Consider the following 21438-nt stretch of genomic DNA (forward strand, 5'->3'; position numbering starts at 1 on the left):
GACGTACGCCAATGAAGCTGGGCATGGGATTCCTCTTCCAGAACTACACCGACTGGGAGCGCTTCGAAGCGCTGGAGCGCGGCGAGGAGGTGGGCCCTCCGCAGAAGCCTGACGCGGAGATCATGGCCGAGCAGTTCGCGCTCGCGGACCTTGTCGAGCCGCTCGGGTGGGACTCGATCTGGGCCTTCGAGCAGCACGCCCAGCCCTACCTCATGCAGCCCAACCCGCTGGCCTTCCTGATGCGCGCCGCCGCTCGCACCAAGAAGATCGACGTGGGCACCATGCTGGTCGTGCTGCCGTGGTGGAACCCCATCCGCCTGGCCGAGGACCTCGCCTACCTGCAGCACGTGCTGGGCCCGGGGCGTGAGATCTACTTCGGCGTGGGTCGGGGCCTGGCTCGCCGCAACTTCAAGTCGATGGGCATTGACCCGGACGAGGCCCGCGGTCGCTTCAACGAGGTCTTCGAGATCGTCAAGAAGGCGTTCACCGAGGAGATGTTCAGCTACGAGGGCGAGTACTACTCCTACAAGGACGTCTCCATCCGTCCGGCGCCGTTGAGCCCGAACCCCCTGCTGAACCCGCTGGGCGGCTACACCTCGGAGCCGAGCCTGATCGAGCTCGCGAAGCGTGGCTTCCACCCGCTGACCACGCCCAACAAGACGCGTGAGTCCTACGAGGAGGAGATGGGGCGGTTCAACGCGATCCGCATCGAGAACGGGCACGGTCCGGCCAACGGCCCGGTCCTGCAGGTCATGACCTTCTGCGCGGAGTCCGAGGCGGAGGCGAAGGAGGCCTGCGAGCAGTGGTTCTACGAGAACGCCAACGCGACCAACCACGCCTACGAGATCGGCACGGAGAACTTCGGCTCGGCCAAGGGCTTCGAGGCCTACAAGTCCGCCGAGGGCTCCGACTTCGGCGACGGCACCCCGGAGTCGACCATCCAGACCCTGCTCACCAAGTTCTTCCGCGATGCCGTCTGGGGGACCCCGCAGATGTGCGCCGAGCGCATCATCGAGCTCGAGGAGCAGTTCGGCCTCTCGCAGCTGGTCAACGTCACCTCGTTCGGCACCATGCCGGCGGAGCGGAGCGAGAAGAGCATGCGTCTGTTCGCCGAACAGGTGATGCCGAAGATCCAGCACCTCCGCGACGAGAACTAGCAGGTCCGCGGCATGAGGGTGCTGGTCGACACGGGCCGTTGCGAGGGCTACGGCATCTGCGTGAAGTACGCCCCGGAGGTCTTCTCCCTCGGCGACGACGACGACTGGGTGCAGCTCCTGGTCGAGGAGCCGGCGGGCCCGGTGGCCGAGAAGGCCGTCAAGGCGGCGAAGGAGTGCCCCATGGGGGCGCTGACGGTCGAGGACTAACACCATCCACACAGGAGCAGCCATGTCCACAGGGATCATGCACCACGGGGTCTACCGAGGAGCCGCCGAGCACCCCGCCGCCGGAGGTGGCGAGTTCGCCGTCACCGACCCCGGCACGGGCGAGGTCGTCGGCTTCGTGGCGGACGGGCAGCCCGAGGACGCCGTGGCCGCCGTCGAGGCGGCCGCGGCCGCCTTCCCGGCGTGGGCGGCGACGGCGCCCCGGCAGCGTTCGGAGGTCCTGCGTCGGGCCTTCGACCTGATGACCGCGGAGACCGACGAGCTGGCGCGGATCATCTCCCTCGAGAACGGCAAGCCGCTCGCCGACTCCCGGGGCGAGGTCGCCTACGCCGCCGAGTTCTTCCGGTGGTTCTCCGAGGAGGCGGTCCGCTCCGACGGTGACTTCGCCGAGGCGCCTGCGGGTGGCACCCGTGCCATCGTCACCACGCGTCCGGTCGGCATCGCTGCGCTCGTGGCGCCGTGGAACTTCCCCGCGGCCATGTTCACCCGCAAGATCGCACCCGCCCTCGCCGCGGGCTGCCCGGTGCTGCTCAAGCCTGCCTCGGAGACGCCGCTGACGGCCCTGGCGCTGGCCGACCTGCTCACTCGGGCCGGGGCCCCGGCCGGCGTGGTCAACGTCGTGACGACCCTCAAGGCCGGCTCCGTCGTGGGCACGTGGCTCGCGGACGACCGGGTCCGCAAGGTCTCGTTCACCGGCTCCACCGCCGTCGGCCGCAGGTTGCTCGCCCAGGCGGCCGAGAACGTGGTGAACGCGTCCATGGAGCTCGGGGGCAACGCGCCGTTCGTGGTGAACAGGGACGCCGATGTCGAGCAGGCCGTCATCGGCGCGATGCAGGCCAAGTTCCGCAACGGGGGGCAGGTCTGCACAGCCGCGAACAGGTTCTACGTCCATGCCGACGTGGCGGAGGAGTTCGTGCGGCGGTTCGGCGCCCGCATCGAGGCCCAGAAGGTGGGCCATGCCTTCGCCGATGACACCACGATCGGCCCGATGATCACGTCGAAGGCCGTGGCGAGCATCGCGAAGCTCGTCGACGACGCGGTGGCGGCCGGCGCGAAGATCAGCCACCAGGCGCCGGTGCCGCGCGGTTCCGTCGGGAACTACTTCCCGCCGACCCTGCTCGTCGACGTGCCTTCGGATGCGTCCATCCTGCGTGAGGAGATCTTCGGTCCGGTCGCGCCGGTCGTCACGTGGACCGACGAGGATGAGCTCGTGCGCCTGGTGAACGGCACCGAGTACGGCCTCGCCTCGTACGTGTACTCCGGAGACCTCAAGTGGGCGATCAAGTTCGCCGAGAAGACCGAGGCAGGCATCGTCGGGGTCAACCGCGGGTTGGTGTCGGACCCGGCCTTCCCCTTCGGTGGTGTGAAGCAGTCTGGGCTCGGGCGCGAGGGTGCACGTGCTGGCCTGCGCGAGTTCCAGGAGACCCAGTACTTCAGCGTCGACTGGTCCTAGTCGACGCCTCCCAGCATGCGACGTCCGCGCCGAGAGTGGTGCCGGTCGATGGAGGTGGCCAGTCATGACCGATGTTCCCGCTCGCCCCGCGTTCCTCGCGCCCAGGGTGGCTAGCGGCGTCGGTTATGTCGGGGGCGACACCGTGCCCCTCGACCCCCTGCTCGACCCCCTCGCCACGGTCGAGGTCGCCTTCGCGCTCGGCCGCGATCTCGACGCCGGGGAGTTGGGCCTGGGGCAGGTCCGCCGCGCTGTGCGCTACCTCGCCGTCGCACTGTGCGCGAGCGGTGCGGGCACCGAAGCGTCGCCTGCGGACTTCGTCGTCGGGCCCCGGCGCCTCGCGCTCGATGCGGTGTCGGTCGACGGAGCCCGGGCCACGATCCGGGTGGACGGCTCTGCGCAGCACGGCATGGTCGGCCGGGACGCGGTGCTCGCGCTCCAGGCGCTCGCGCAGCAGTGCAGCGACGCGGGCCAGCCGCTTCGCGCCGGCGACGTCGTCCTGTCCGGCGGGCCGGTCCCGGCCTGCCGCATCACACCCGGCGCGCACATCGTCGGGGAGATCGACGGTCTGGGGCGGGTGGCTGCGACGTTCGCCGACCCGATGGCCGCGAGCACCCGAGCGAGCTGAGCCCCGACCGCACCGCTCCGCCGGGGTGCCTCCAGCACGTCCTGCGGGGCGGCGCCCTCGTCACTGCTGGAGAGCGAAGGTGTCGCCGAGCGCGTCGAAAACGTGGTGGAAGAGCTGCTCGAGGTCGTGCTCGGGGTGCCTGAGCCACTGCTCGTAGGCAGAGATGGACAGCGCCAGGCTGACCCGCCCAGCGGTGGCGGGCACGGTGTCGGTCGGATGCTCGCCGCGTCGTTCGGCGACGAACCGGGCAATGACGTCGCGCCACGCGGCGTACCGCAGCTCGGAGTGCCCGAGCAGCGCCGGTGTCGAGAGCAGCAGCGTCATCCGACGACGGTGCTGGGGGACTGCCGCGGCGGGCAGCCGGTTGAACGCGATGATCGCCTGCTGGATGGTGGTGGCGATCGGGCCGGACGCAGGCGCTTGCTGGAAGTACTTCTCGAAGTCGGCCAGGCCTTGGTCGAACTGCCCCCACAGGATGTCGTTCTTGGAGGGGTAGTAGCGGAACAGGGTGCGGCGACCCACGCCGACGGCGGCGGCGATGTCGTCCATCGTGGTGGTCTCGAAGCCCCGGTCCTCGAAGAGCGCGAACGCGGCCTCCTCGATCGCGGCATGCGTCGTCACCGGGGGACGACCCAACGCACCGCGAGTGCTCACGGCGGGAACGTAGCAGGCGGCACTCTTGATTTAAGGCGCTGAGTGCCATTAGTGTGCTGCAGCACACACACTTTGGCATCCAGTGCCGTAACTAAGGAGATCGCCACCATGGGCCCCCACGAGCAGACCGCCGCGCACGACATCGAGCCCGACACCGCCATCACCGCTGAGGACCTCATCGAAGAGGTCTCCATCGACGGCATGTGCGGCGTCTACTGACGATGACCGTGATGCTCGACGAGGCCTGGAGCCTGTCACCCGTGGTCGCCCTGCGGCCGGAGCCGTTCGGGGCGCTGGCCTACCACTTCGGCAACCGGAAGCTGACGTTCCTCAAGACGCCGGCGCTGGTGGCCGTGGTCACGGGCCTCGCCGAGCACGCCGACGTGCGGTCCGCGCTGACGGCGGCCGGCGTCCCGGAGACCCAGCACGAGGCGTACGCCGGCGCGCTGAGCGGGCTCGCTGCGACCGACATGATCCGTCCCCGATCCGAGGAGGCCGTGGCATGACCGCGATCCTGGACGACACGAGCAGACCCCTCCCGCTGGTGCAGCAGTTCGAGCGAGGGCTGGACGCGCCGGTCTGCCTGACGTGGGAGTTGACGTACGCCTGCAACCTGGCGTGTGCGCACTGCCTCTCGAGCAGCGGCCGGCGCGATCCACGGGAGCTGACGACCCAGCAGTGCGAGGCGGTGATCGACGAGCTGCAGCGGATGCAGGTCTTCTATGTCAACGTCGGTGGCGGGGAGCCCACGATCCGCCCGGACTTCTGGCACCTCCTCGACTACGCTGTCGACCACCAGGTCGGGGTGAAGTTCTCGACCAACGGCGTGCGGCTCAACGCGGAGCGGGCCCGTCAGCTGGCGGCCACCGACTACGTGGACGTCCAGATCTCCCTGGACGGTGCCACCGCGGAGGTCAACGACTACGTCCGAGGCCCGGGCTCCTTCGACACCGCGGTGCGGGCGCTGGAGAACCTCGCCGACGCCGGGTTCAAGGACGCGAAGGTGTCGGTGGTGTGCACGCGGCACAACATCGACCAGCTCGACGAGTTCCACGCGCTGACCGAGCGGTACGGCGCGACGCTGCGACTGACCCGACTGCGCCCGTCGGGTCGGGGCGCGGACGTCTGGGACGACCTGCACCCTCTGCCGGCCCAGCAACGACAGCTGTACGACTGGCTGGTGACGCACGGGGACCGGGTGCTGACCGGTGACTCGTTCTTCCACCTGTCGGCGTTCGGGGGGGCGCTGCCCGGGCTCAACCTGTGTGGTGCTGGGCGCGTGGTGTGCCTGATCGACCCGGTCGGGGACGTCTACGCCTGCCCCTTCGCGATCCACGAGCAGTTCCTGGCCGGCAACGTCCGCAGTGACGGAGGTTTCCAGCGGGTCTGGCAGGAGTCGGCGCTGTTCACCGAGCTGCGGTCGCCGCAGACCGGCGGAGCGTGTGCCTCGTGCTCCTTCTACGACTCCTGCCGCGGCGGCTGCATGGCCGCGAAGTTCTTCACCGGGCTGCCGCTGGACGGCCCGGACCCCGAGTGCGTGCAGGGCTACGGCGAGACGGCGCTGGCGGGTCAGCGCACCGTCCCCGCCGCGAGCCAGGACCACTCGCGCCGCACGCCGGGCCGCAACGAGCCGGTGCTGCTGCAGCTGTCGCGTCGTCCCGCCGGCACACCCGCGGTGAGCGCGCCCCCGGTCGCGGCCTGCGCCGAGAACCCCCTGGCCGGGTTCACCCCTGAGTCGCTCGTGCGAGGAGAGTCGCTGTGAAGATCGAGAACCCCTGGAAGCCGAACCCCTGGTTCGAGTCGGTGGCCGTGGCCCAGGAGCGGGCCCGCAGGCGGCTGCCGAAGCCTGTGTACGGCGCACTGGTGGCCGGCTCCGAGCGCGGTCAGTCGGCCGCCGACAACCAGGCGGCGTTCGCCGAGCTCGGTGTCTCGCCGCACGTCGCAGGGAACCCGCCCGAGCGGTCGTTGGCCACCCGCGTACTGGGACAGGAGGTAGCGCTGCCCGTCCTGATCTCGCCCACGGGCGTGCAGGCGGTGCACCCCGATGGCGAGGTCGCCGTGGCGCGCGCTGCCGCGAACCGCGGCACCCTGATGGGCTTGAGCAACTTCGCGTCCAAGCCGGTCGAGGACGTCGTCGCCGCGAATCCTCGGACGCTGTTCCAGATGTACTGGACCGGCGACCGCGACGTGATGGTCGAGCGGATGGAGCGCGCCAAGGCCGCCGGTGTGATCGGGTTGATCGCCACCACCGACTGGTCCTTCTCGGTCGGCCGCGACTGGGGCAGCCCCGAGATTCCCGAGAAGCTCGACCTCAAGGCCAGGCTGCGCAACGCTCCGCACGTGGTCCGCCGACCCCGCTGGGCCTGGCAGTTCGCCCGGGCCGGCGTGCCGGACCTGACCGCGCCCAACCTCGCCCGGCGAGGTGAGGAGCCGCCCACCGCCGCGCCCGGTGGGGAGACCCCGGCGAAGCCGGCGCACGGTCCCGCCCCGACGTTCTTCGGCGCTTACTACGAGTGGATGACCACGCCGCCTCCGCAGTGGGAGGACATCGCCTGGATGCGCCAGCAGTGGGCTCAGCTCGGCGGCGGCCCGTTCCTGCTCAAGGGCGTGTCCCGAGTCGACGACGCGCTCCGCGCGGTCGATGCCGGGGTTGACGCGATCTCGGTGTCCAACCACGGCGGCAACAACCTCGACGGCACCCCGGCCGCGATCCGGGTGCTCAAGCCCGTCGCCGACGCCGTCGGCGGTCAGGTCGATGTGCTCCTCGACGGTGGGATCCGGCGTGGCTCCGACGTCGTCAAGGCCCTCGCGCTGGGCGCCCGCGCGGTCATGATCGGTCGCGCCTACCTGTGGGGGCTGGGTGCGAACGGCCAGGCCGGCGTCGAGAACGTCCTGGACATCCTCCGGATGGGCATCGACTCCTCGCTGCTCGGGATGGGCGTCGCCGACGTCCGGGACCTGACCCCCGACGACATCGTCGTCCCCGATGGCTTCCACCGGTCGCTCGGTGTGCCCGCAGCAACACTCGTGGACGCCTCGGCGTGACCACCGGGCTGGCCGCCGCCGCGTGGCCGACGCTCCCGGACCGGCCACTGGTCCTGGTGCCCGTCGGGTCCACCGAGCAGCACGGGCCACACCTGCCGCTGCACACCGACACCGTCATCGCGATCGCAGTCGCCGAGCGGGTCGCGCACCGGTTCCGGGCGCGAGCGGCCGAGCCCGAGGTCCTGGTGGCCCCGGCGATCGCCTACGGCGCCAGTGGGGAGCACCAGGACTTCCCGGGGACCGTCTCCGTGGGGACGCCCGTGCTCACCGCGACGCTGGTGGAGCTGGTTCGGTCGCTCTCGCACTGGGCCGCGGGTGTCGTGCTGGTCAACGGCCACGGCGGGAACGTGCCCGCCTTGCGCGCCGCGGTCAGCCAGGTGCGTTCTGAGGGCCACCACGCGAGCTGGGTGCCCTGCGGCCCCGCCGCCGGCGACGCGCACGCCGGCCACGTGGAGACCTCCGTGATGCTCCACCTGGCGCAGCGCGAGGTAGCCATGGACCGAGCCACGGTCGGCAACACCCGACCGCTCGGACAGCTCATGCCAGACCTCGTCCGCCACGGGGTCCGTGCCCTGTCTCCCACCGGAGTGCTGGGTGACCCGCGCGGCGCGACGGCGGAGGCCGGCGCATCGATCCTCGGTGCGATGGTCGACGACGTCTACCGGTGCGTCGGGCACGGTGTCGCCGACGCCGCCGGCAGGCTGGTCCAGCCGGATGCAGAAGTGCCCGTCGGCCTGGTCGCGGGCGGCCAGAGCGCGGCGGGATGACCGGCGGAGGGCCGACGCGGGTAGCGCTGGTCACGGGAGCAGCACGCGGCATCGGCGCGGCGACCGTGCGGGCGCTGGGCGACCAGGGCTACGGCGTGACCGCGGTGGACATCTGCGCCGGGGACCAGAGCCCGCCCGGCCTCAGGTACCCGCTGGCATCCGCCGACGAGCTGGCGTCGGCGGCGGCGCAGGGCGGGGAGCACGTGCTGGCCGTGCAGGCCGACGTCCGCGACGCCGAGGCGCTCGAGCGCGCCGTCGCGGCCACCGTGGAGAGGTTCGGCCGGCTCGACGCCGTCGTCGCTGCCGCCGGGGTCGTCGTGGGCGGGCAACCGCAGTGGGAGACGCCGACCGAGCACCTGCGCACCCTCATGGACATCAACGTCCTCGGCGTGTGGAACACCGCCAGCGCGGCGGTCCCCGTCATGCTGTCGGGCCCGGACCCCTCCCGGTGCCGCTTCGTCGCGGTCGCGTCAGCGGCGGGGGAGAGGGGGCTGTTCCGCTTGGCGGGCTACACCGCGAGCAAGCACGCGGTGGTCGGCATCGTCCGCGGTCTGGCCGCGGACCTCGTGGGCACCGGTGCGACCGCGGTCGCGGTCGCGCCGGGCTCGACCCGGACGGCGATGCTGGCAGGGACCGCCGACCTCTATGGCACCACTGCTGACGCGCTGGCCCATCACCAGGGGATCCGCCGGCTGATCGAGCCCGAGGAGGTGGCCGAGGTGATCGTCCTGTGCTGCTCGCCCGTGGGGGCCGTCCTCAACGGATCGGTGGTCCGGGCCGATGGGGGGTTCGCCGGATGACGCTGCCGCAGGGGTACGCCGTCCGGCTCAGCAAGGACGCGATCGGCCTGGCTGGCCGTGCGGTGCTCGTGGGCGGATCACCTCTCACCGCCATGCGGTTGTCCGCGCGAGCGCAGCAGCTCCTGACGCACCGCACCGTCGTGGTCGGGGATCCCCCGAGCGCCCAGCTCGTCGAGAGACTCCTGGCCACCAACCTCGCCGCCCCCGTGGTGGAGCGCCTCGCTCCGGTGCCGGCGGCGGAGCTGACAGTCGTCATCCCGGTCCGGGACCGTCCCGCCCAGCTCGGCCGGGCCCTGGCGGGGTTGACCGAGGTGCGTCGTCTCGTGGTCGACGACGCCTCGGAGGACCCGGCCGCGGTCGCTGAGGTCGCCCGCCGGTTCGGCGCGACGTACCTTCCCCTGCACCACAACCTCGGCCCCGCCGGCGCGCGAAACGTGGGTCTTCGACACGTCCTCACGCCGTACGTCGCGTTCGTCGACTCCGATGTCGAGACCACGACCGGGGACCTCCTCGCGCTCACCCGGCACTTCGCCGATCCCTCGGTGGCGCTGGTCGGGCCCCGGGTGGTCGGGCGCAGCAGGTCCGCGCGGCCCCGCTGGTTCGAGACCTACGACGAGGTCGCCTCCTCCCTGACCCTGGGTCGGACCCCGGCCAGCGTCCGCCCCGGGGCGGCCGTCGCCTGGCTGCCGAGCGCCTGCCTCGTCGGCAGGACCGCCGCGCTGGGCGCCGGCTTCGACGAGAGGATGCGGGTGGGGGAGGACGTCGACCTGGTCTGGCGATTGATCGCCGACGGCCACCGGGTGCGCTACGACCCCACCGTCCAGGCCCCTCACGACACCCGATCCACCCTCGGCGGCTGGCTCGGCCGCAAGGCGTTCTACGGCACCGGCAGTGGCCTGCTCGGTGCGCGGCACGGTCAGGCCGTGGCTCCGGCGATCCTGAGCCCTACGTCCGCCGTGGCTGGCGCCGCCCTGCTCGTGGCCAGGCCGCGCCTCCTGCCGCTCGGCCTCGTCGGCCTGGTCTGGGGGGCGCGATCCGTCGCCCGGGTGCTCCCCGACGTACCGGGCCGCGGCCCGACGTCAGCACGGATCGCAGCGCGCGGGCTCGGGTGGGCGGTGCGCCAGGAGTCGGCGCTGCTGGTGCGGCACTGGTGGCCGGCCGCTGCCGTGGTCGCACCGTTCTCCCGCAACCTGCGACGCGCGCTGGGGGTCGCGCTGCTCGTCGACACCGCGGTGATGGTCGCCGAGCACGTCGAGGACCGGGCGCGCCTACGGCCTTCGGCCCTCCTCGCCCGCCGGCTCGACGACCTTGCGTACGGTGCGGGCCTCTGGAGGGGGGCGCTGGCCGCTCGATCGGCACAGGCGCTGCTGCCCCGGGTGCCGAGATCGCCAGGCCGCAGCCGACGGAACACCTCCGCGGCCACCTCCGCTCGGTCGCGACCTGCCTGCCCCTGAGGACCGGGTCGCCGAGCTGTGGGGCCGCCTCGCCACCGGCGAGCGCGAGCGGTTCCTGCGCGAGGTCGCCGGCGACTGGGGCGTCCGCCGCCACCGGATCCACGCCGCCTGGATCGTCAACTGCACCGGCCCCCGCTCTGACGTCCGCACGCTGGGCAACCCGGTCCTCGACTCGCTCCTGGGTGCGGACGGCGGGCCGGCGCTGGCGACGACCGACCCGCTCGGGCTCGGGCTGACCACCTCCGAGGGCCGGCTCGTCGGGCCCGACGGCGAGCTCCAGCCGGTGTGGACCCTCGGGGCCCTGCGCCGCGGCGAGCTGTGGGAGTCCACGGCGATCCCCGAGATCCGCGTGCAGGCCGAGCGGCTGGCCGGCGACCTCGCCGCGGTCGCCGCCTGGTCCGCCGGTCAGGCTGCCGGGCCCTCCATCGATGGAGCCGCCGCGTCGACCACCGCGTCGACCGCCGGGTCGATGAAGAAGTTGTCGTGGAACAGCCCGGTGGGGTCGTAGCGCCGCTTGAGCTCGCGCAGCCGGGCGAGGTGCGCGGGTGGGAAGGCGCGCTCGATCCACCGGGCTCCGGTGCCGGTCTCGAAGCTGAGGTAGCTCCCGGACAGGTGCGGGGCGAGCCGCTCCCAGGCAGCGTCGAACGCTCCGCCGCCGCCGAAGGCCGCGAGGGAGAACGCCGCGCCGCGCCCGGCGTACGCCGTGGCCGCGCTCGGCACGTCGGCGACCGCGCCACCCACGGCGCGGATCGAGAAGAAGGGCGACGTCCCGGTGTCGAGCAGGTCCGCGACCTCGACCGCGAGGACGGGGGTGAGGTGGTCGGCCAGACCCGAGTGGCTGCGGGGCTCGCCGCGCCCGCGCTGCGGCTCGCTGGTGTCGAACATGCCCATCAGCTGGTCGTAGGTCGTGAGCACGACCTGTTGCTGCACCAGGGGCGCGATCTCCGCGATCGGCCGCAGGCACGCGACCACGGTGTCGGGATCCGCGGAGTCGACGACCAGGAGCGCCTGGCCGATCCGTCGCCCGCCCTGCCGTGCGCCCAGGATCACCTGGCCGGTGACCCTGCGGTCCGCGGCCTCGATCTCGCGGCCCCAGCGCACCAGGAAGTCCGCCGTGTCGGTGGCGTCGAACGCGAGCTGGGCGAAGGCGATCGTGCCCACGCGGGCGGCGGTCAGCTCGAAGGAGGTGGCGATCCCGAAGTTGGCGCCCGCGCCGCGCACGCCCCAGAACAGGTCCGGCTCGTCGTTGGCGCTGGCGCGGACGACCCGGCCGTCGGCCAGGACCATCTCGACCCTGGTGAGGTGGTCGATGGTGAGGCCGTGGCTGCGGGCGAACCAGCCGATCCCGCCGGCGGTCGCGAGCCCGCCGACGCCCACGCCGCCGAAGTCGCCGCTGCTGATGGCGAGGCCGTGCGGCGCGAGCGTGCGGGCGACGTCGGCCCACCGGGCGCCGGGCCCGAGCCGGACCCGTCCGGCGCCGGGGTCGATGACCTCGACCGCGTCCAGCGCGCTGACGTCGATGACCAGCCCGCCCCGGTTGAGCGAGCGGCCGGAGATGCCGTGCCCGCCGCTGAGGACGCCGAGCGGCAGCTCGCGGTGGTCGCGGGCGACGGCGACGGCATGCCGTACCTCGGCGACGTCGCGCGGGCGGAGGACGAGCCCGGGCGCGCCGCCGCGGAGGTAGCTCGACGTGTAGCGGGGGTACGCCGGGTCGCCCGGCTCGACCGCGCGCTCGGCCAGCTCTGGCGGCAGGTCGTCGTAGCCGATCCCGGGCAGCCGCCTCGCCAGGGCGGAGCCGCCGCGGACCCTGCCGCGCTCGCGCAGCCCGCCGCTCACGCGCGCCTCGCCCACGCGCTCGCGGACCTCGCTGGTCAGCGCCGCGAAGCGGCGCAGGTCGTCCTCGTCGTCGCCGATCACGATGAAGGTGCTCACCCCGTCCTCGGTGGCGAGGCGGACGATCTCGTCGGCTTCGGTGTCGGGGGTGATGTTGAGCAGCCGCACGACCTCCGCGGGGTCGCGGTCGACCGCCCGGGCGGCCTCGTCGATCACGCGCATCCCCCGAGCGAGGTCGCCGGGCTGGAGGTAGGGCAGCGAGGGGAGCCAGCCGTCGGCGGCCCGGCCGACCAGGCGCAGCATCCGCGGCTTGAGCGCCCCGAGCCAGATCGGTACGGCGTGGGCGGGGGCCGGACCGCGCTTGGCGCCGTGGATCCGGTGGTGGGCGCCGTCGACCGCGAGGACCGACCGGTCGGCGGTGTCCCAGACGCCACGGATGACCCTGATCGCCTCGGCGAGGGCGTCCACCGCGTCGCCGGGGGCGAGTCGCGTGCCGCCGTACGCCTCGATCGCATCCCAGAACCCGCCGGCGCCCAGGCCCAGCGCGACGCGGCCGCCGGAGAGGAGGTCGAGGCTGGCGACCGACTTCGCGAGCACGGCCGGCGGGCGCAACGGCAGGTTGAGGACGTTGCCGGAGAGGTGGATCCGCTCGGTGCGTGCCGCGGCGTAGGACATCAGCGTCCAGGTGTCGAGGAAGGACGGCTGATAGGGGTGGTCTTGGAACGTCGCGAGGTCGTAGCCGAGCTCCTCGCTGAGGACCACGAGCTCGACGGGCCGCGCCGGGGTCGCGGCCGTCGGGGTGATGAAGGTGCCGAAGCGCAAGGGGTGACCGTAGTCGGGCATGGCCCCAGCATCCGCCGCTCCGCGGCGGGGATCAATAGCGGGTAAGCAGGTTACTATCGGTAAGTGACTTCGAGCAGCGCCCCCGTCCGCCGCGACCGGATCGACGACGCCACCTGCCGAGAGGCGACTGCGGGACTGGAGTTCGTGGGCCGCCGCTGGACCGGGGCGATCCTGCTCGCCATCGGCCGCGGGGCCTCCCGGTTCGGCGAGATCGAGGCGGCCGTCGAGGGGCTCTCTGCGCGCATGCTCAGTGCGCGTCTGCGCGAGCTCGAGCAGCACGACCTCGTGGAGCGCGAGGTCATCCCGACGACGCCGGTCTCGGTGCGCTACCGGCTGACGCCGCGTGGGCGCGACCTGCTCGCGGCGATGCAGCCCCTGGTGGCCTACCACCTGCGCTGGGGCGACTGACGCTCCTGCCCGCCGGCGGCCCGCGGCCCTCCGTCCGGCGGTCCGGCCCCCTCGTTATTTCCCGACGCGGTGTCGGTAACATGGAGACATGATGTCGGCAACCCGTCCTGGACGGTGAGGACCCATGTTCCTCGCCGCACGTGAGCTCGTCTTCGCCCGTGGCCGCTTCGCCCTCATGGGCCTGGTGGTCGCGCTGATCTCCCTGCTGATGGTGCTGCTCAGCGGCCTGTCCGTCGGTCTGGTGAACGACGGCGTCTCCGGACTCCAGCGCCTGCCCGTGACCTCCTTCGCCTTCCAGCAGGACATCTCGAAGGACTCCGCCTTCTCCCGCAGCGTCGTGGACGGCGAGGCCGTGCGGACCTGGGCCGAGCAGCCCGGCGTCGCCGCGGCCGAGCCCTTCGGCAACACGCTGGTCAACGCCCGCACCGACCGTGACGTCGAGATCGACCTGGCGCTGTTCGGGATCGACCCGGGCGGCATGCTCGACCCCGACCCCGTCGAGGGTCGGACGCTGGCCGGCGAGGGCGAGGCCGTGGTCAGCATGACCGCGCACGAGGAGGGCGTCGAGGTCGGCGACACGCTGGTGCTCGAGCCCGCCGGCGCCGAGATCGAGGTCGTCGGCATCCTGGCCGACCAGCACACCTACGGCCACGTCGACGTCGCGTACGTCGCCCTGCCCACCTGGCAGGAGGCCAAGGCCGGCGTCCGCGAGGGCGACGTCGTGCCCGACCGCGTCTACGACGAGCTGACCGCGGTCGCCGTCCAGGCCGAGTCCGGGGAGGAGGTCGACCTCGCGGCCGGTGACGACGCCGCGGGCACGACCTCGATGACGCTGGAGCAGTCCTACGGCGCCTCGCCCGGCTACACGGCCGAGACCTCCACCCTCCAGCTCATCCAGGGCTTCCTCTTCGTCATCTCCGCGCTCGTCGTGGGCGCGTTCTTCACCGTGCTGACCGTCCAGCGGCGCCAGGAGATCGCGGTGCTCCGCGCGATGGGGGCGAGCACCGGCTACCTCGTGCGCGACAGCCTGCTCCAGTCCCTCGTGCTGCTCCTCGTCTCCGCCGCGGTCGGCGTCGGGGCGGGGGTCGCCCTCGGGGCCGCGATCGGCTCGACGCCGATGCCCTTCGCGCTCGAGGCCGCGCCGATCATCGGCGCGACCGTGCTCCTCGTGGTGCTCGGCGTCCTCGGCGCCGCCGCCGCCGTCGTCCGCATCACCCGTGTCGACCCGTTGACCGCCCTGGGAGGCAGCCGATGACCGCCGTGCTCCACCTCGACCACGTCTCGCTCGTCCACAGCGACGGCGACGACCACGTCACCGCCCTGGACGCCGTCGACCTCGAGGTCGCCGCCGGCGAGCTCGTCGCCGTCGTCGGGCCCTCCGGTGCCGGCAAGTCCAGCCTGCTCGCCGTGGCCGGTGCGCTCATCCCGCCGACCTCCGGCACGGTGCGGGTCGGCGGCGTCGACCTCGCGGGGCTCTCCTCGCGCAAGCTCACCGCGCTGCGGCGCGAGCGGATCGGGTTCGTCTTCCAGACCGGCAACCTCGTGCCGGCGCTGACCAGCCTCGACCAGGTCCGCCTGCCGCTGACCTTCGGCAAGGTCGAGGACCCCCGCGACCCCGCGGAGCTGCTGGCGGAGGTCGGGATGGCGCACAAGGCGGGCAGCCGCCCCCACCAGCTCTCCGGCGGCGAGCGCCAGCGGGTGGGCATCGCCCGCGCGCTGGTGACCCGCCCCCAGGTGCTGCTGGTCGACGAGCCCACCGCCGCGCTGGACCGCCAGCGCAGCCAGGACGTCGTCGGGCTGCTGGCGCGTGAGGCGCACGAGCACGGAGTCGCTGCGATCGTGGTCACCCACGACCACGACGTGCTGCACCACTGCGACCGCGTCCTGGAGATGGTCGACGGCCGGCTCTCGCCGCAAGGCGTCGCCGTCGGGTGACCACCGGGGTGGTCCATCACCGGCGCTCCCTGTCGTCCCGCCCGCGCCCCGCTGCGGGAGGATGAGCGTCGTGCCCCGCATCTCTGCCGCCACGGTCGCCGAGCACCGTGCCCAGCAACGGCGAGCGCTGCTCGACGCCGCCCGCGCGCTCCTCGCGCAGTCGGCGTCGGCGCCGTCGATGGGGGCGGTCGCGAGCCGGGCCGGCCTGGCCCGGACGAGCGTCTACCAGTACTTCGCCTCGGTCGAGGAGCTGATGGCCGCCGTCGTCGCCGACGTCTTCCCCGACTGGGCGGCGCACGTCCTGGACCGGGTCGCCGCCGCCCCGACGCCGGGTCAGCGGGTCTGGGCCTACGTCGAGGCGAACCTCGAGCTCTTCGCGAGCTCCGAGCAGGCCGTCGCCGGCGCGCTCGCCCGGGTCGTGGAGCCGCACGTGCTGCGGGGGCCGATGGAGGACTTCCACGCCCGCCTCCAGGTCCCGCTGCTCGCCGCCCTCGAGGACTTCGGCGAGCCGGAGCCCTCCGCGATGGCCGAGCACGTCGACTCCCTCATCCACCAGGCCTCGCGGGACCTCGGGTCGCTCGAGCCCGCCGAGCGCGCCGCGGCTCGGGCCCGGGCGCTGGCCCGCCTGCGCCGCCTGCTCGGGGGCTACCTCCGGCTCGACGAGGACGAGTAGCCGCTCGACGGAGCGGAGGCTGGCCGCGCGCCGGCGCCGGGTCAGTGGCAACCCATGGGTCGACCCGATGGTCGGTTCCGGTGGCAGCGACCCCATTGTCACCCGGGGGACGTTGTGGCACCCTTCACACATCGAACCGACCGAGCAGTCGGTCTGTCGCATGTAGGCCTGAGCACGCGCCGTCGTGCAGTCGGAGGAGCCAGCCCGTGAACTCACCCGGACCCACCCGTGAAGAGGTGCAGCTAGAGGTCTACCGCAAGGTCGTGACCATCCGCTTCGCCGAGCTGCGCATCCGCGAGCACGTCGAGGCCGAGGGCTTCGGCGGCTTCTGGCACCCCGGCATCGGCCAGGAGGGCCTGCAGGTCGGTGCGGTCAGCGCGATGCAGCCTGACGACTACCTCTACTACGCCCACCGGGGCCTGGGATACGCCTTCGCCAAGGGCATGGAGCTCGAGCTCCTCTTCGGCGACCTGCTGGGGCGTCGCACAGGCAGCACCCGCGGGAAGGGCGGCGGCACGGTGCACTTCGCCGACGCGTCCAGGCAGGTGCTGGGACAGGGCGGCACCCTCGGATCGAGCTTCGTCATGGGCGCCGGCACGGCCGCCGCCTCCCAGCTGCTGGGGGACGGCCGGGTCACGGTGGTGTTCTTCGGCGACGGCGCATCCGGCCGGGGGACCTGGCACGAGGCGGCGCTCCAGGCCTCGGTCTGGAAGCTGCCGGTCGTCTGGATCTGCGAGAACAACGGCTGGGCGCTGTCGGCCCGGTTCACCGAGCAGAGCCCGACCGAGCACGTCGCGGACCGCGCACCGGCGTACGGCATGCCGGGCGTCGTGGTCGACGGGCAGGACGCGATGGCGGTCCGCGAGGTCACCCTCGAGGCGATCGACCGGGCGCGCCGCGGTGAGGGACCCACGCTGATCGAGGCCAAGACGCTGCGGATCAGGGGTCACTACGAGGGCGACCGCCAGCCCTACCGGGACGACCCCGTGCTCGGCGACGAGATCCCGAACGACCCGGTCCACCGCCTCGGCGAGACCATCCCCGACGACGTGCGCCGGGAGATCGACGCCGAGGCGCGGACCCGGGTCGAGCAGGCCTTCGACGCGGCCCTCGCGGCGCCGCGAGCAGACGACTCCGTGATCTTCGAGGACGTGTGGGCATGAGTGCAGCAACGACGACCGACCGCGTGATCGGCTACTCCCGCGCCATCAACGAGGCGCTGGCCGAGGAGATGCGGCGCGACGAGCGGGTCTGGATGATGGGCCAGGACATCGGCCGCCTCGGCGGCGTCTTCGGCCTGACCCGCGGCCTGCTCGAGGAGTTCGGGCCGATGCGGGTGCGGGACACCGCCATCAACGAGACCTTCATCGTCGGCGGGGCCGCCGGTGCCGCGCTGGCCGGGACCATCCCCGTCGTCGAGCTCCAGTTCGCCGACTTCCTCTTCACCGCCGCGGACGAGATCTTCCACAAGCTCGCGAAGTGGCGCTACATGCACGGCGGCCAGTTCACGATGCCGGTCGTGGTGCGCCTGCCCACCGGCGTCGTCGGCGGTGCGGGCGCCGAGCACTCGCAGAGCCTCGAGACCATCGCCATGCACGTCCCGGGTCTCAAGGTGGCCGTCCCGGCCACGCCGTCGGACGCCAAGGGCCTGCTCAAGGCGGCGATCCGCGATCCCGACCCCGTGCTCTTCTTCGAGCACAAGGGTCTCTACCGCGTGAAGGGGCCGGTCCCGGAGTCCGACGAGCACGTCGTGCCCTTCGGCTCCGCCCGGGTCGCCCGGCCCGGCTCGGACCTCACGGTCGTCGCAACGGGGCTCATGGTCGACCGGGCGCTCGCGGCCGCCGAGCAGCTGGCGCCCCAGGGCATCGACGTCGAGGTGATCGACCCGCGCACGCTCGTGCCCCTCGACATCGACACGATCGTCTCGTCGGTCGAGCGCACGCACCGCCTCATGGTCGTCCACGAGGCCTCGCGCACTGCCGGCTTCGGCGCCGAGATCGCCGCCCAGGTCCAGGAGCGCGCGTTCTTCGCGCTCGATGCGCCGGTGTGGCGGGTCTGCGGCACCGACACCCCGTTGCCGCAGGACCCCGGCCTCGAGCAGGCCTGCATCCCATCCACGGACGAGATCGTCACCGCGGCCCTCGCGCTCGCGGCCATCTAGGAGCTCACGACATGGCGCACGTCCTGATGCCCCGCCTGGGGGTCTCGGTCACCGAGGGCACGGTCTCGACCTGGTTGAAGCAGGTGGGCGAGACGGTCGAGGTCGGCGAGCCGATCTGCGAGGTGGCCACCGACAAGGTCGACACCGAGATCGAGAGCACGGTCGCCGGGGTCCTGGTCGAGCAGCTGTACGCCGTCGACGAGGTCGTCGAGGTCGGCGCGCCGCTCGCGACGGTGGCGTCCGCCGACGAGCCGGCTGTCTCCGCGCCCGGCCCGGCGCCCGCGCCTGCCCCCGCTCCGCTGGCGGAGCGGGAGCAGCCCCCGTCGATCGTGCCCGACCCGGCGTCGTTCGGCGACGACCCCGACCCGGTGCCCGACCCGGTGCCCGACCCGGCGCCGGCCGCGCCGGCGAGCGGGGCGGAGGTGCTCATGCCCCGCCTGGGGGTCTCGGTCACCGAGGGCACGGTCTCGACCTGGTTGAAGCGGGTGGGCGAGACGGTCGAGGTCGGCGAACCGATCTGCGAGGTGGCCACCGACAAGGTCGACACCGAGATCGAGAGCACGGTCGCCGGGGTCCTGGCCGAGCAGCTGTACGCCGAGGGCGAGGTCGTCCAGGTCGGTGAACCGCTCGCGGTCGTCACCGCCGACGGCGCGGTGCCCGCGGCACCGCCCGCGCCTGCGGCACCCGTGCCTGCGGCGGCACCCCCGCCCGCGGCGGCACCCCCGCCCGCGGCGGCACCCGTGCCCGCGGCACCCGCGCCGGCGGGCCCAACCGTCCCGGGTGAGCCCGCGCAGCTGCGTCCGGCGCGCTTCGACCACGGCGCGGCTGTCGCCCGCACGCTGGACACGATCACCCGGACCGGCCGCCCCGCCGCATCGCCCGCTGCTCGGCAGCTCGCCGTCACGCTGGGGGTCGACCTGACCGCCGTCACCGGCACCGGGGGTGGGGGCCACGTCACCCGCGCCGACGTCCGACGACGAGCCGAGCAGCCCGCCGCGGCGATCCCGGCCCAGGCGCCTACCGCCCCGAGCGCGCCTGCCCCCGCACCCGTCGGTCCGGACGGGCTGCCGGTCGGTTACGAGGACGTGCCGTACGACGCCGTCCCGACGAGCCGCATCCGGCGCGTGACGGCCGAGCACATGTCGCGGTCGCGGCGCACCGCCGCCCACATGACCACCGAGGTCGACGTCGACCTCGGGCTGCTCACCGACGTGCGCGCGCGCCTCAACGCGCACCGGGCCGCCCAGGGGCGCTCCAAGCTGTCGTTCCTGCCCTTCGTGGCGCGAGCGGCGTGCGCCGCTCTGCTGGACCACCGCGACCTCAACGCGACGTTCGAGACCGAGCGGCTGCTCCGCTGGGGCGAGGTGAACCTCGGGATCGCGGTCGACACCCCGCGCGGCCTCATGGTCCCGGTGCTGCGGGGCGCCGAGCGGATGACGGTGGAGTCGCTCGGCGAGGGCATCACCGACCTCGCGGCCCGGCTGCGGGACGGGAAGCCGGGCCCCGACGACTTCCGCGCTGGCACGTTCACGATCTCCAACCCCGGCTCGGTCGGGGCGGTGTCGGCGCCGGCGATCATCAACCAGCCCCAGGTCGCGATCCTGGGCATGCCGACCATCCAGCGCCGTCCCTGGGTCGTCACGATGGCCGACGGGCAGGAGTCGATCGCCATCCGCCCGATCCTGCGGCTGGCGCTCACCTTCGACCACCGCGCCGTCGACGGCGCGGACGCGACCCGTTGCCTGGTCGACATCCGCCGGCGGCTGGAGGCGTGGGGCGTCGACGACTACCGCTGAGGGGTCTGCAGGCTTCAGGGGTCCCGTCAGGCCGGGGGCGTCGCCCGCGGCGTAGGCAGGGTGAGCTGGTCGGTGCCGAGCCCGTAGACCAGGTAGTTCCAGAACTGGTAGGCCAGCTCCCGCGACCGCAGCCGCCCTCCCGGGCGGTACCACTGGTAGGCCCAGTTGCACATGCCGAAGGTGGCCAGGGCGGCCAGGTGCGGGTCGGCGGCGCGGAAGACACCCGATTCGACCCCGGCCGCGATCAGGTCCTCGACGATCCGCTCGTAGCGGTCCCGCTTCTCCTTGATCGGCCCTCGCGCCTCGGGCGGGAGCTCGCGGTGGTGCTCGAAGAAGACCCGGACGTGCCCGCGGTGGGTCTCCATCAGCTCCAGGATGTCCGCCATGACCTCCAGCAGCAGCTGCTCGGGCCGCAGCCCGGCCTCCGTGCGCGCCTCGTGCCGCTCGATGAGGAGGTCGATGAACTCGCCGTGGATGGCGTGGAGGATGTCGTCCTTGCTCGGGAAGTAGTGGTAGAGCGTGGGCTTTGCGACGCCGACGTCCCGAGCGATGTCGTCCATCGTGGTGTTGGAGTAGCCGGACTGGTCGAAGAGGCCGGCGGCCCTGGTGACGATCTGCTGCCGCCGCTCGGTCGACGACATGCGGCGCCGAGCTGCCCTGTCCACTGTCTTCACGTGTGCGCGTCCTTCCGTGGCTGACGGGTGGGAACTGTAGTGCTCGTCAGCGGATCAACCGACTCGGTGGTCGGGACGTTCGGGTGCCGCGGATCGATTCCCGACCTCTTGGTCGGGCGGGGCCTGTCCTTGCCACTTTGGTCATTCCCGCGGCTGTCGCGATGGTCTCCCGCCGCATCTGCGGCGTCAAGGACCAAGTCAGCGGGCGAAATTTGTGACAGCAGTCACCCGTACCCCTTGACACTGTGATCGGCGTTACCTAGCGTCTCGACCTAGCGAACCGACCGACGAGTCGGGTGGATGAAGGGTGGGGGACCGATGCTGATGGGGACGAGCACCTTCGTCGTCGACGCGGCCGTCGAGGGCGCAACGGTCCTCGTGGACCGGTCCTGCGGGCGGTGCGGGACCTGCCGTGCCGGCGCCGGGCTGTGGTGCTCCGTGCCGGCGGCCGAGGGCCGCTCCGTGTCTCCCCGGGTGCCGGTCGCCGCGGCCGCAGCGCTGCGCGCCGGCGTCCTCGCCGCCGCCGCCCTCCTCGAGGCGCCCCGCGCCCGCACCACGCTGGTCGTGGCCGAGCCGGGATCGCCGACCGCGGTGCTGGCCGGGCGGATGCTCGACGGTCTCGTCCTGGCGGCCCCGTCCCTGACCGACGAGGCCGTCCGCGCCCAGGTCGCCGAGCGCGAGCCCTCCGGACGAGCCGCGGTCGTCATGGCGGGGGCCGACGTGCGCTCCGCCGTCCGCGCCGTACGACGCGGGGGGCACGTGTGCGTGGTGCACGCGTCCCCGGACAGCCGCCCGAGCGTGACCGAGCTCGTCCAGCGCGAGGTCACCCTGCTCGCCCCCCGCCAGGTGACCCCGGTCCTCGATCGGCTCTCCGAGCCGGACTGGGCCGCCGCGGTCGCCGCGGTCACCGCCGCCTGAGCGCGGTCCCGCACCCC

At 73.0% G+C, this 21438-nt stretch carries 22 protein-coding genes; 19 read left to right on the forward strand and 3 right to left on the reverse strand.

Annotated features, from left to right (window positions below; all coding sequences use genetic code 11):
- Positions 1 to 23: 23 nt before the first annotated feature.
- From HPC71_RS02565 to HPC71_RS02580, 4 genes are all read left to right on the forward strand, one after another.
- Positions 24 to 1157, forward strand: a complete 1134-nt coding sequence (locus tag HPC71_RS02565; RefSeq protein ID WP_171896034.1) for an LLM class flavin-dependent oxidoreductase — start codon at positions 24 to 26, stop codon at positions 1155 to 1157.
- Positions 1158 to 1169: 12 nt separating this feature from the next.
- Positions 1170 to 1364: a ferredoxin gene (locus HPC71_RS02570; RefSeq protein WP_154613550.1), complete on the forward strand. Its 195-nt coding sequence runs from the start codon at positions 1170 to 1172 to the stop codon at positions 1362 to 1364.
- 22 nt (positions 1365 to 1386) lie between these two features.
- Positions 1387 to 2835, forward strand: coding sequence for an NAD-dependent succinate-semialdehyde dehydrogenase (locus tag HPC71_RS02575; RefSeq protein ID WP_171896036.1), 1449 nt, complete (start codon positions 1387 to 1389; stop codon positions 2833 to 2835).
- Positions 2836 to 2899: 64 nt separating this feature from the next.
- The gene (locus HPC71_RS02580) at positions 2900 to 3460 is read left to right on the forward strand and encodes a fumarylacetoacetate hydrolase family protein (RefSeq protein WP_154613551.1); all 561 of its coding nucleotides are present in this window, start codon (positions 2900 to 2902) and stop codon (positions 3458 to 3460) included.
- A gap of 60 nt (positions 3461 to 3520) precedes the next feature.
- Here HPC71_RS02580 and mftR read toward each other — a convergent pair whose 3' ends face one another.
- Positions 3521 to 4114, reverse strand: a complete 594-nt coding sequence (gene mftR / locus HPC71_RS02585) for a mycofactocin system transcriptional regulator MftR (protein WP_216656524.1) — start codon at positions 4112 to 4114, stop codon at positions 3521 to 3523.
- A 108-nt stretch (positions 4115 to 4222) separates the two neighbouring features.
- Here mftR and mftA point away from each other — a divergent pair, with 108 nt between their 5' ends.
- From mftA to mftF, 7 genes are read left to right on the forward strand one after another with little or no spacing between them, the layout of a single operon-like run.
- On the forward strand, positions 4223 to 4333 hold the full coding sequence (mftA, locus tag HPC71_RS02590) for a mycofactocin precursor MftA (RefSeq protein ID WP_154613552.1): 111 nt from the start codon (positions 4223 to 4225) through the stop codon (positions 4331 to 4333).
- Positions 4334 to 4335: 2 nt separating this feature from the next.
- Positions 4336 to 4620 carry a mycofactocin biosynthesis chaperone MftB gene (gene mftB / locus HPC71_RS02595; RefSeq protein ID WP_154613553.1) on the forward strand — a complete coding sequence of 95 codons (285 nt, stop codon included), beginning with the start codon at positions 4336 to 4338 and terminating at the stop codon, positions 4618 to 4620.
- The gene (mftC, locus tag HPC71_RS02600) at positions 4617 to 5876 is read left to right on the forward strand and encodes a mycofactocin radical SAM maturase (RefSeq protein ID WP_154613554.1); all 1260 of its coding nucleotides are present in this window, start codon (positions 4617 to 4619) and stop codon (positions 5874 to 5876) included. Before mftB ends, mftC begins: the two co-directional genes overlap by 4 nt.
- Positions 5873 to 7159, forward strand: a complete 1287-nt coding sequence (locus HPC71_RS02605; protein ID WP_171896037.1) for an alpha-hydroxy-acid oxidizing protein — start codon at positions 5873 to 5875, stop codon at positions 7157 to 7159. Before mftC ends, HPC71_RS02605 begins: the two co-directional genes overlap by 4 nt.
- Positions 7156 to 7926: a mycofactocin biosynthesis peptidyl-dipeptidase MftE gene (gene mftE, locus HPC71_RS02610; protein WP_171896039.1), complete on the forward strand. Its 771-nt coding sequence runs from the start codon at positions 7156 to 7158 to the stop codon at positions 7924 to 7926. The genes HPC71_RS02605 and mftE overlap by 4 nt, the downstream gene beginning before the upstream one ends.
- Positions 7923 to 8726 carry a mycofactocin-coupled SDR family oxidoreductase gene (locus HPC71_RS02615; protein ID WP_154613555.1) on the forward strand — a complete coding sequence of 268 codons (804 nt, stop codon included), beginning with the start codon at positions 7923 to 7925 and terminating at the stop codon, positions 8724 to 8726. The genes mftE and HPC71_RS02615 overlap by 4 nt, the downstream gene beginning before the upstream one ends.
- Complete coding sequence (gene mftF, locus HPC71_RS02620) at positions 8723 to 10180, forward strand: mycofactocin biosynthesis glycosyltransferase MftF (protein WP_154613556.1); 1458 nt, start codon at positions 8723 to 8725, stop codon at positions 10178 to 10180. The genes HPC71_RS02615 and mftF overlap by 4 nt, the downstream gene beginning before the upstream one ends.
- Before the next feature lie 405 nt (positions 10181 to 10585).
- Here the strand turns inward: mftF and HPC71_RS02630 are convergent, their stop codons facing one another.
- A complete protein-coding gene (locus tag HPC71_RS02630; protein WP_154613557.1) occupies positions 10586 to 12856 on the reverse strand; it encodes an LLM class flavin-dependent oxidoreductase in 2271 nt (756 codons plus the stop codon).
- Positions 12857 to 12919: 63 nt separating this feature from the next.
- Between HPC71_RS02630 and HPC71_RS02635 the strand changes: the two genes are divergently transcribed.
- The 7 genes from HPC71_RS02635 (at position 12920) to sucB (ending at position 19829) form a co-directional block, all read left to right on the forward strand.
- On the forward strand, positions 12920 to 13264 hold the full coding sequence (locus HPC71_RS02635; RefSeq protein WP_216656525.1) for a winged helix-turn-helix transcriptional regulator: 345 nt from the start codon (positions 12920 to 12922) through the stop codon (positions 13262 to 13264).
- A 124-nt stretch (positions 13265 to 13388) separates the two neighbouring features.
- The gene (locus HPC71_RS02640; RefSeq protein ID WP_154613558.1) at positions 13389 to 14519 is read left to right on the forward strand and encodes an ABC transporter permease; all 1131 of its coding nucleotides are present in this window, start codon (positions 13389 to 13391) and stop codon (positions 14517 to 14519) included.
- Entirely contained in the window at positions 14516 to 15199 is a 684-nt protein-coding gene (locus tag HPC71_RS02645) for an ABC transporter ATP-binding protein (protein WP_154613559.1), read from the forward strand. Before HPC71_RS02640 ends, HPC71_RS02645 begins: the two co-directional genes overlap by 4 nt.
- Positions 15200 to 15269: 70 nt before the next feature.
- A complete protein-coding gene (locus tag HPC71_RS02650) occupies positions 15270 to 15872 on the forward strand; it encodes a TetR/AcrR family transcriptional regulator (RefSeq protein WP_171896040.1) in 603 nt (200 codons plus the stop codon).
- Between the two features lie 206 nt (positions 15873 to 16078).
- Positions 16079 to 17035 carry a thiamine pyrophosphate-dependent dehydrogenase E1 component subunit alpha gene (locus HPC71_RS02655; RefSeq protein WP_171896042.1) on the forward strand — a complete coding sequence of 319 codons (957 nt, stop codon included), beginning with the start codon at positions 16079 to 16081 and terminating at the stop codon, positions 17033 to 17035.
- Entirely contained in the window at positions 17032 to 18033 is a 1002-nt protein-coding gene (locus HPC71_RS02660) for an alpha-ketoacid dehydrogenase subunit beta (RefSeq protein ID WP_154613562.1), read from the forward strand. Before HPC71_RS02655 ends, HPC71_RS02660 begins: the two co-directional genes overlap by 4 nt.
- An 11-nt stretch (positions 18034 to 18044) precedes the next feature.
- Positions 18045 to 19829 (forward strand): 2-oxoglutarate dehydrogenase, E2 component, dihydrolipoamide succinyltransferase, encoded by a 1785-nt coding sequence (gene sucB / locus HPC71_RS02665; protein ID WP_154613563.1) that lies wholly within the window; start codon positions 18045 to 18047, stop codon positions 19827 to 19829.
- A gap of 26 nt (positions 19830 to 19855) precedes the next feature.
- On the opposite strand, the gene HPC71_RS02670 is transcribed toward sucB, so the two are convergent.
- The gene (locus tag HPC71_RS02670) at positions 19856 to 20470 is read right to left on the reverse strand and encodes a TetR/AcrR family transcriptional regulator (protein WP_154613564.1); all 615 of its coding nucleotides are present in this window, start codon (positions 20468 to 20470) and stop codon (positions 19856 to 19858) included.
- Positions 20471 to 20803: 333 nt separating this feature from the next.
- On the opposite strand from HPC71_RS02670, the gene HPC71_RS02675 reads away from it, so the two are divergent.
- Positions 20804 to 21421 (forward strand): hypothetical protein, encoded by a 618-nt coding sequence (locus HPC71_RS02675; protein ID WP_154613565.1) that lies wholly within the window; start codon positions 20804 to 20806, stop codon positions 21419 to 21421.
- Positions 21422 to 21438 lie beyond the last annotated feature (17 nt).

The sequence above is a fragment of the Nocardioides marmotae genome (genome assembly GCF_013177455.1).
Classification (GTDB): Bacteria; Actinomycetota; Actinomycetes; order Propionibacteriales; family Nocardioidaceae; genus Nocardioides; species Nocardioides marmotae.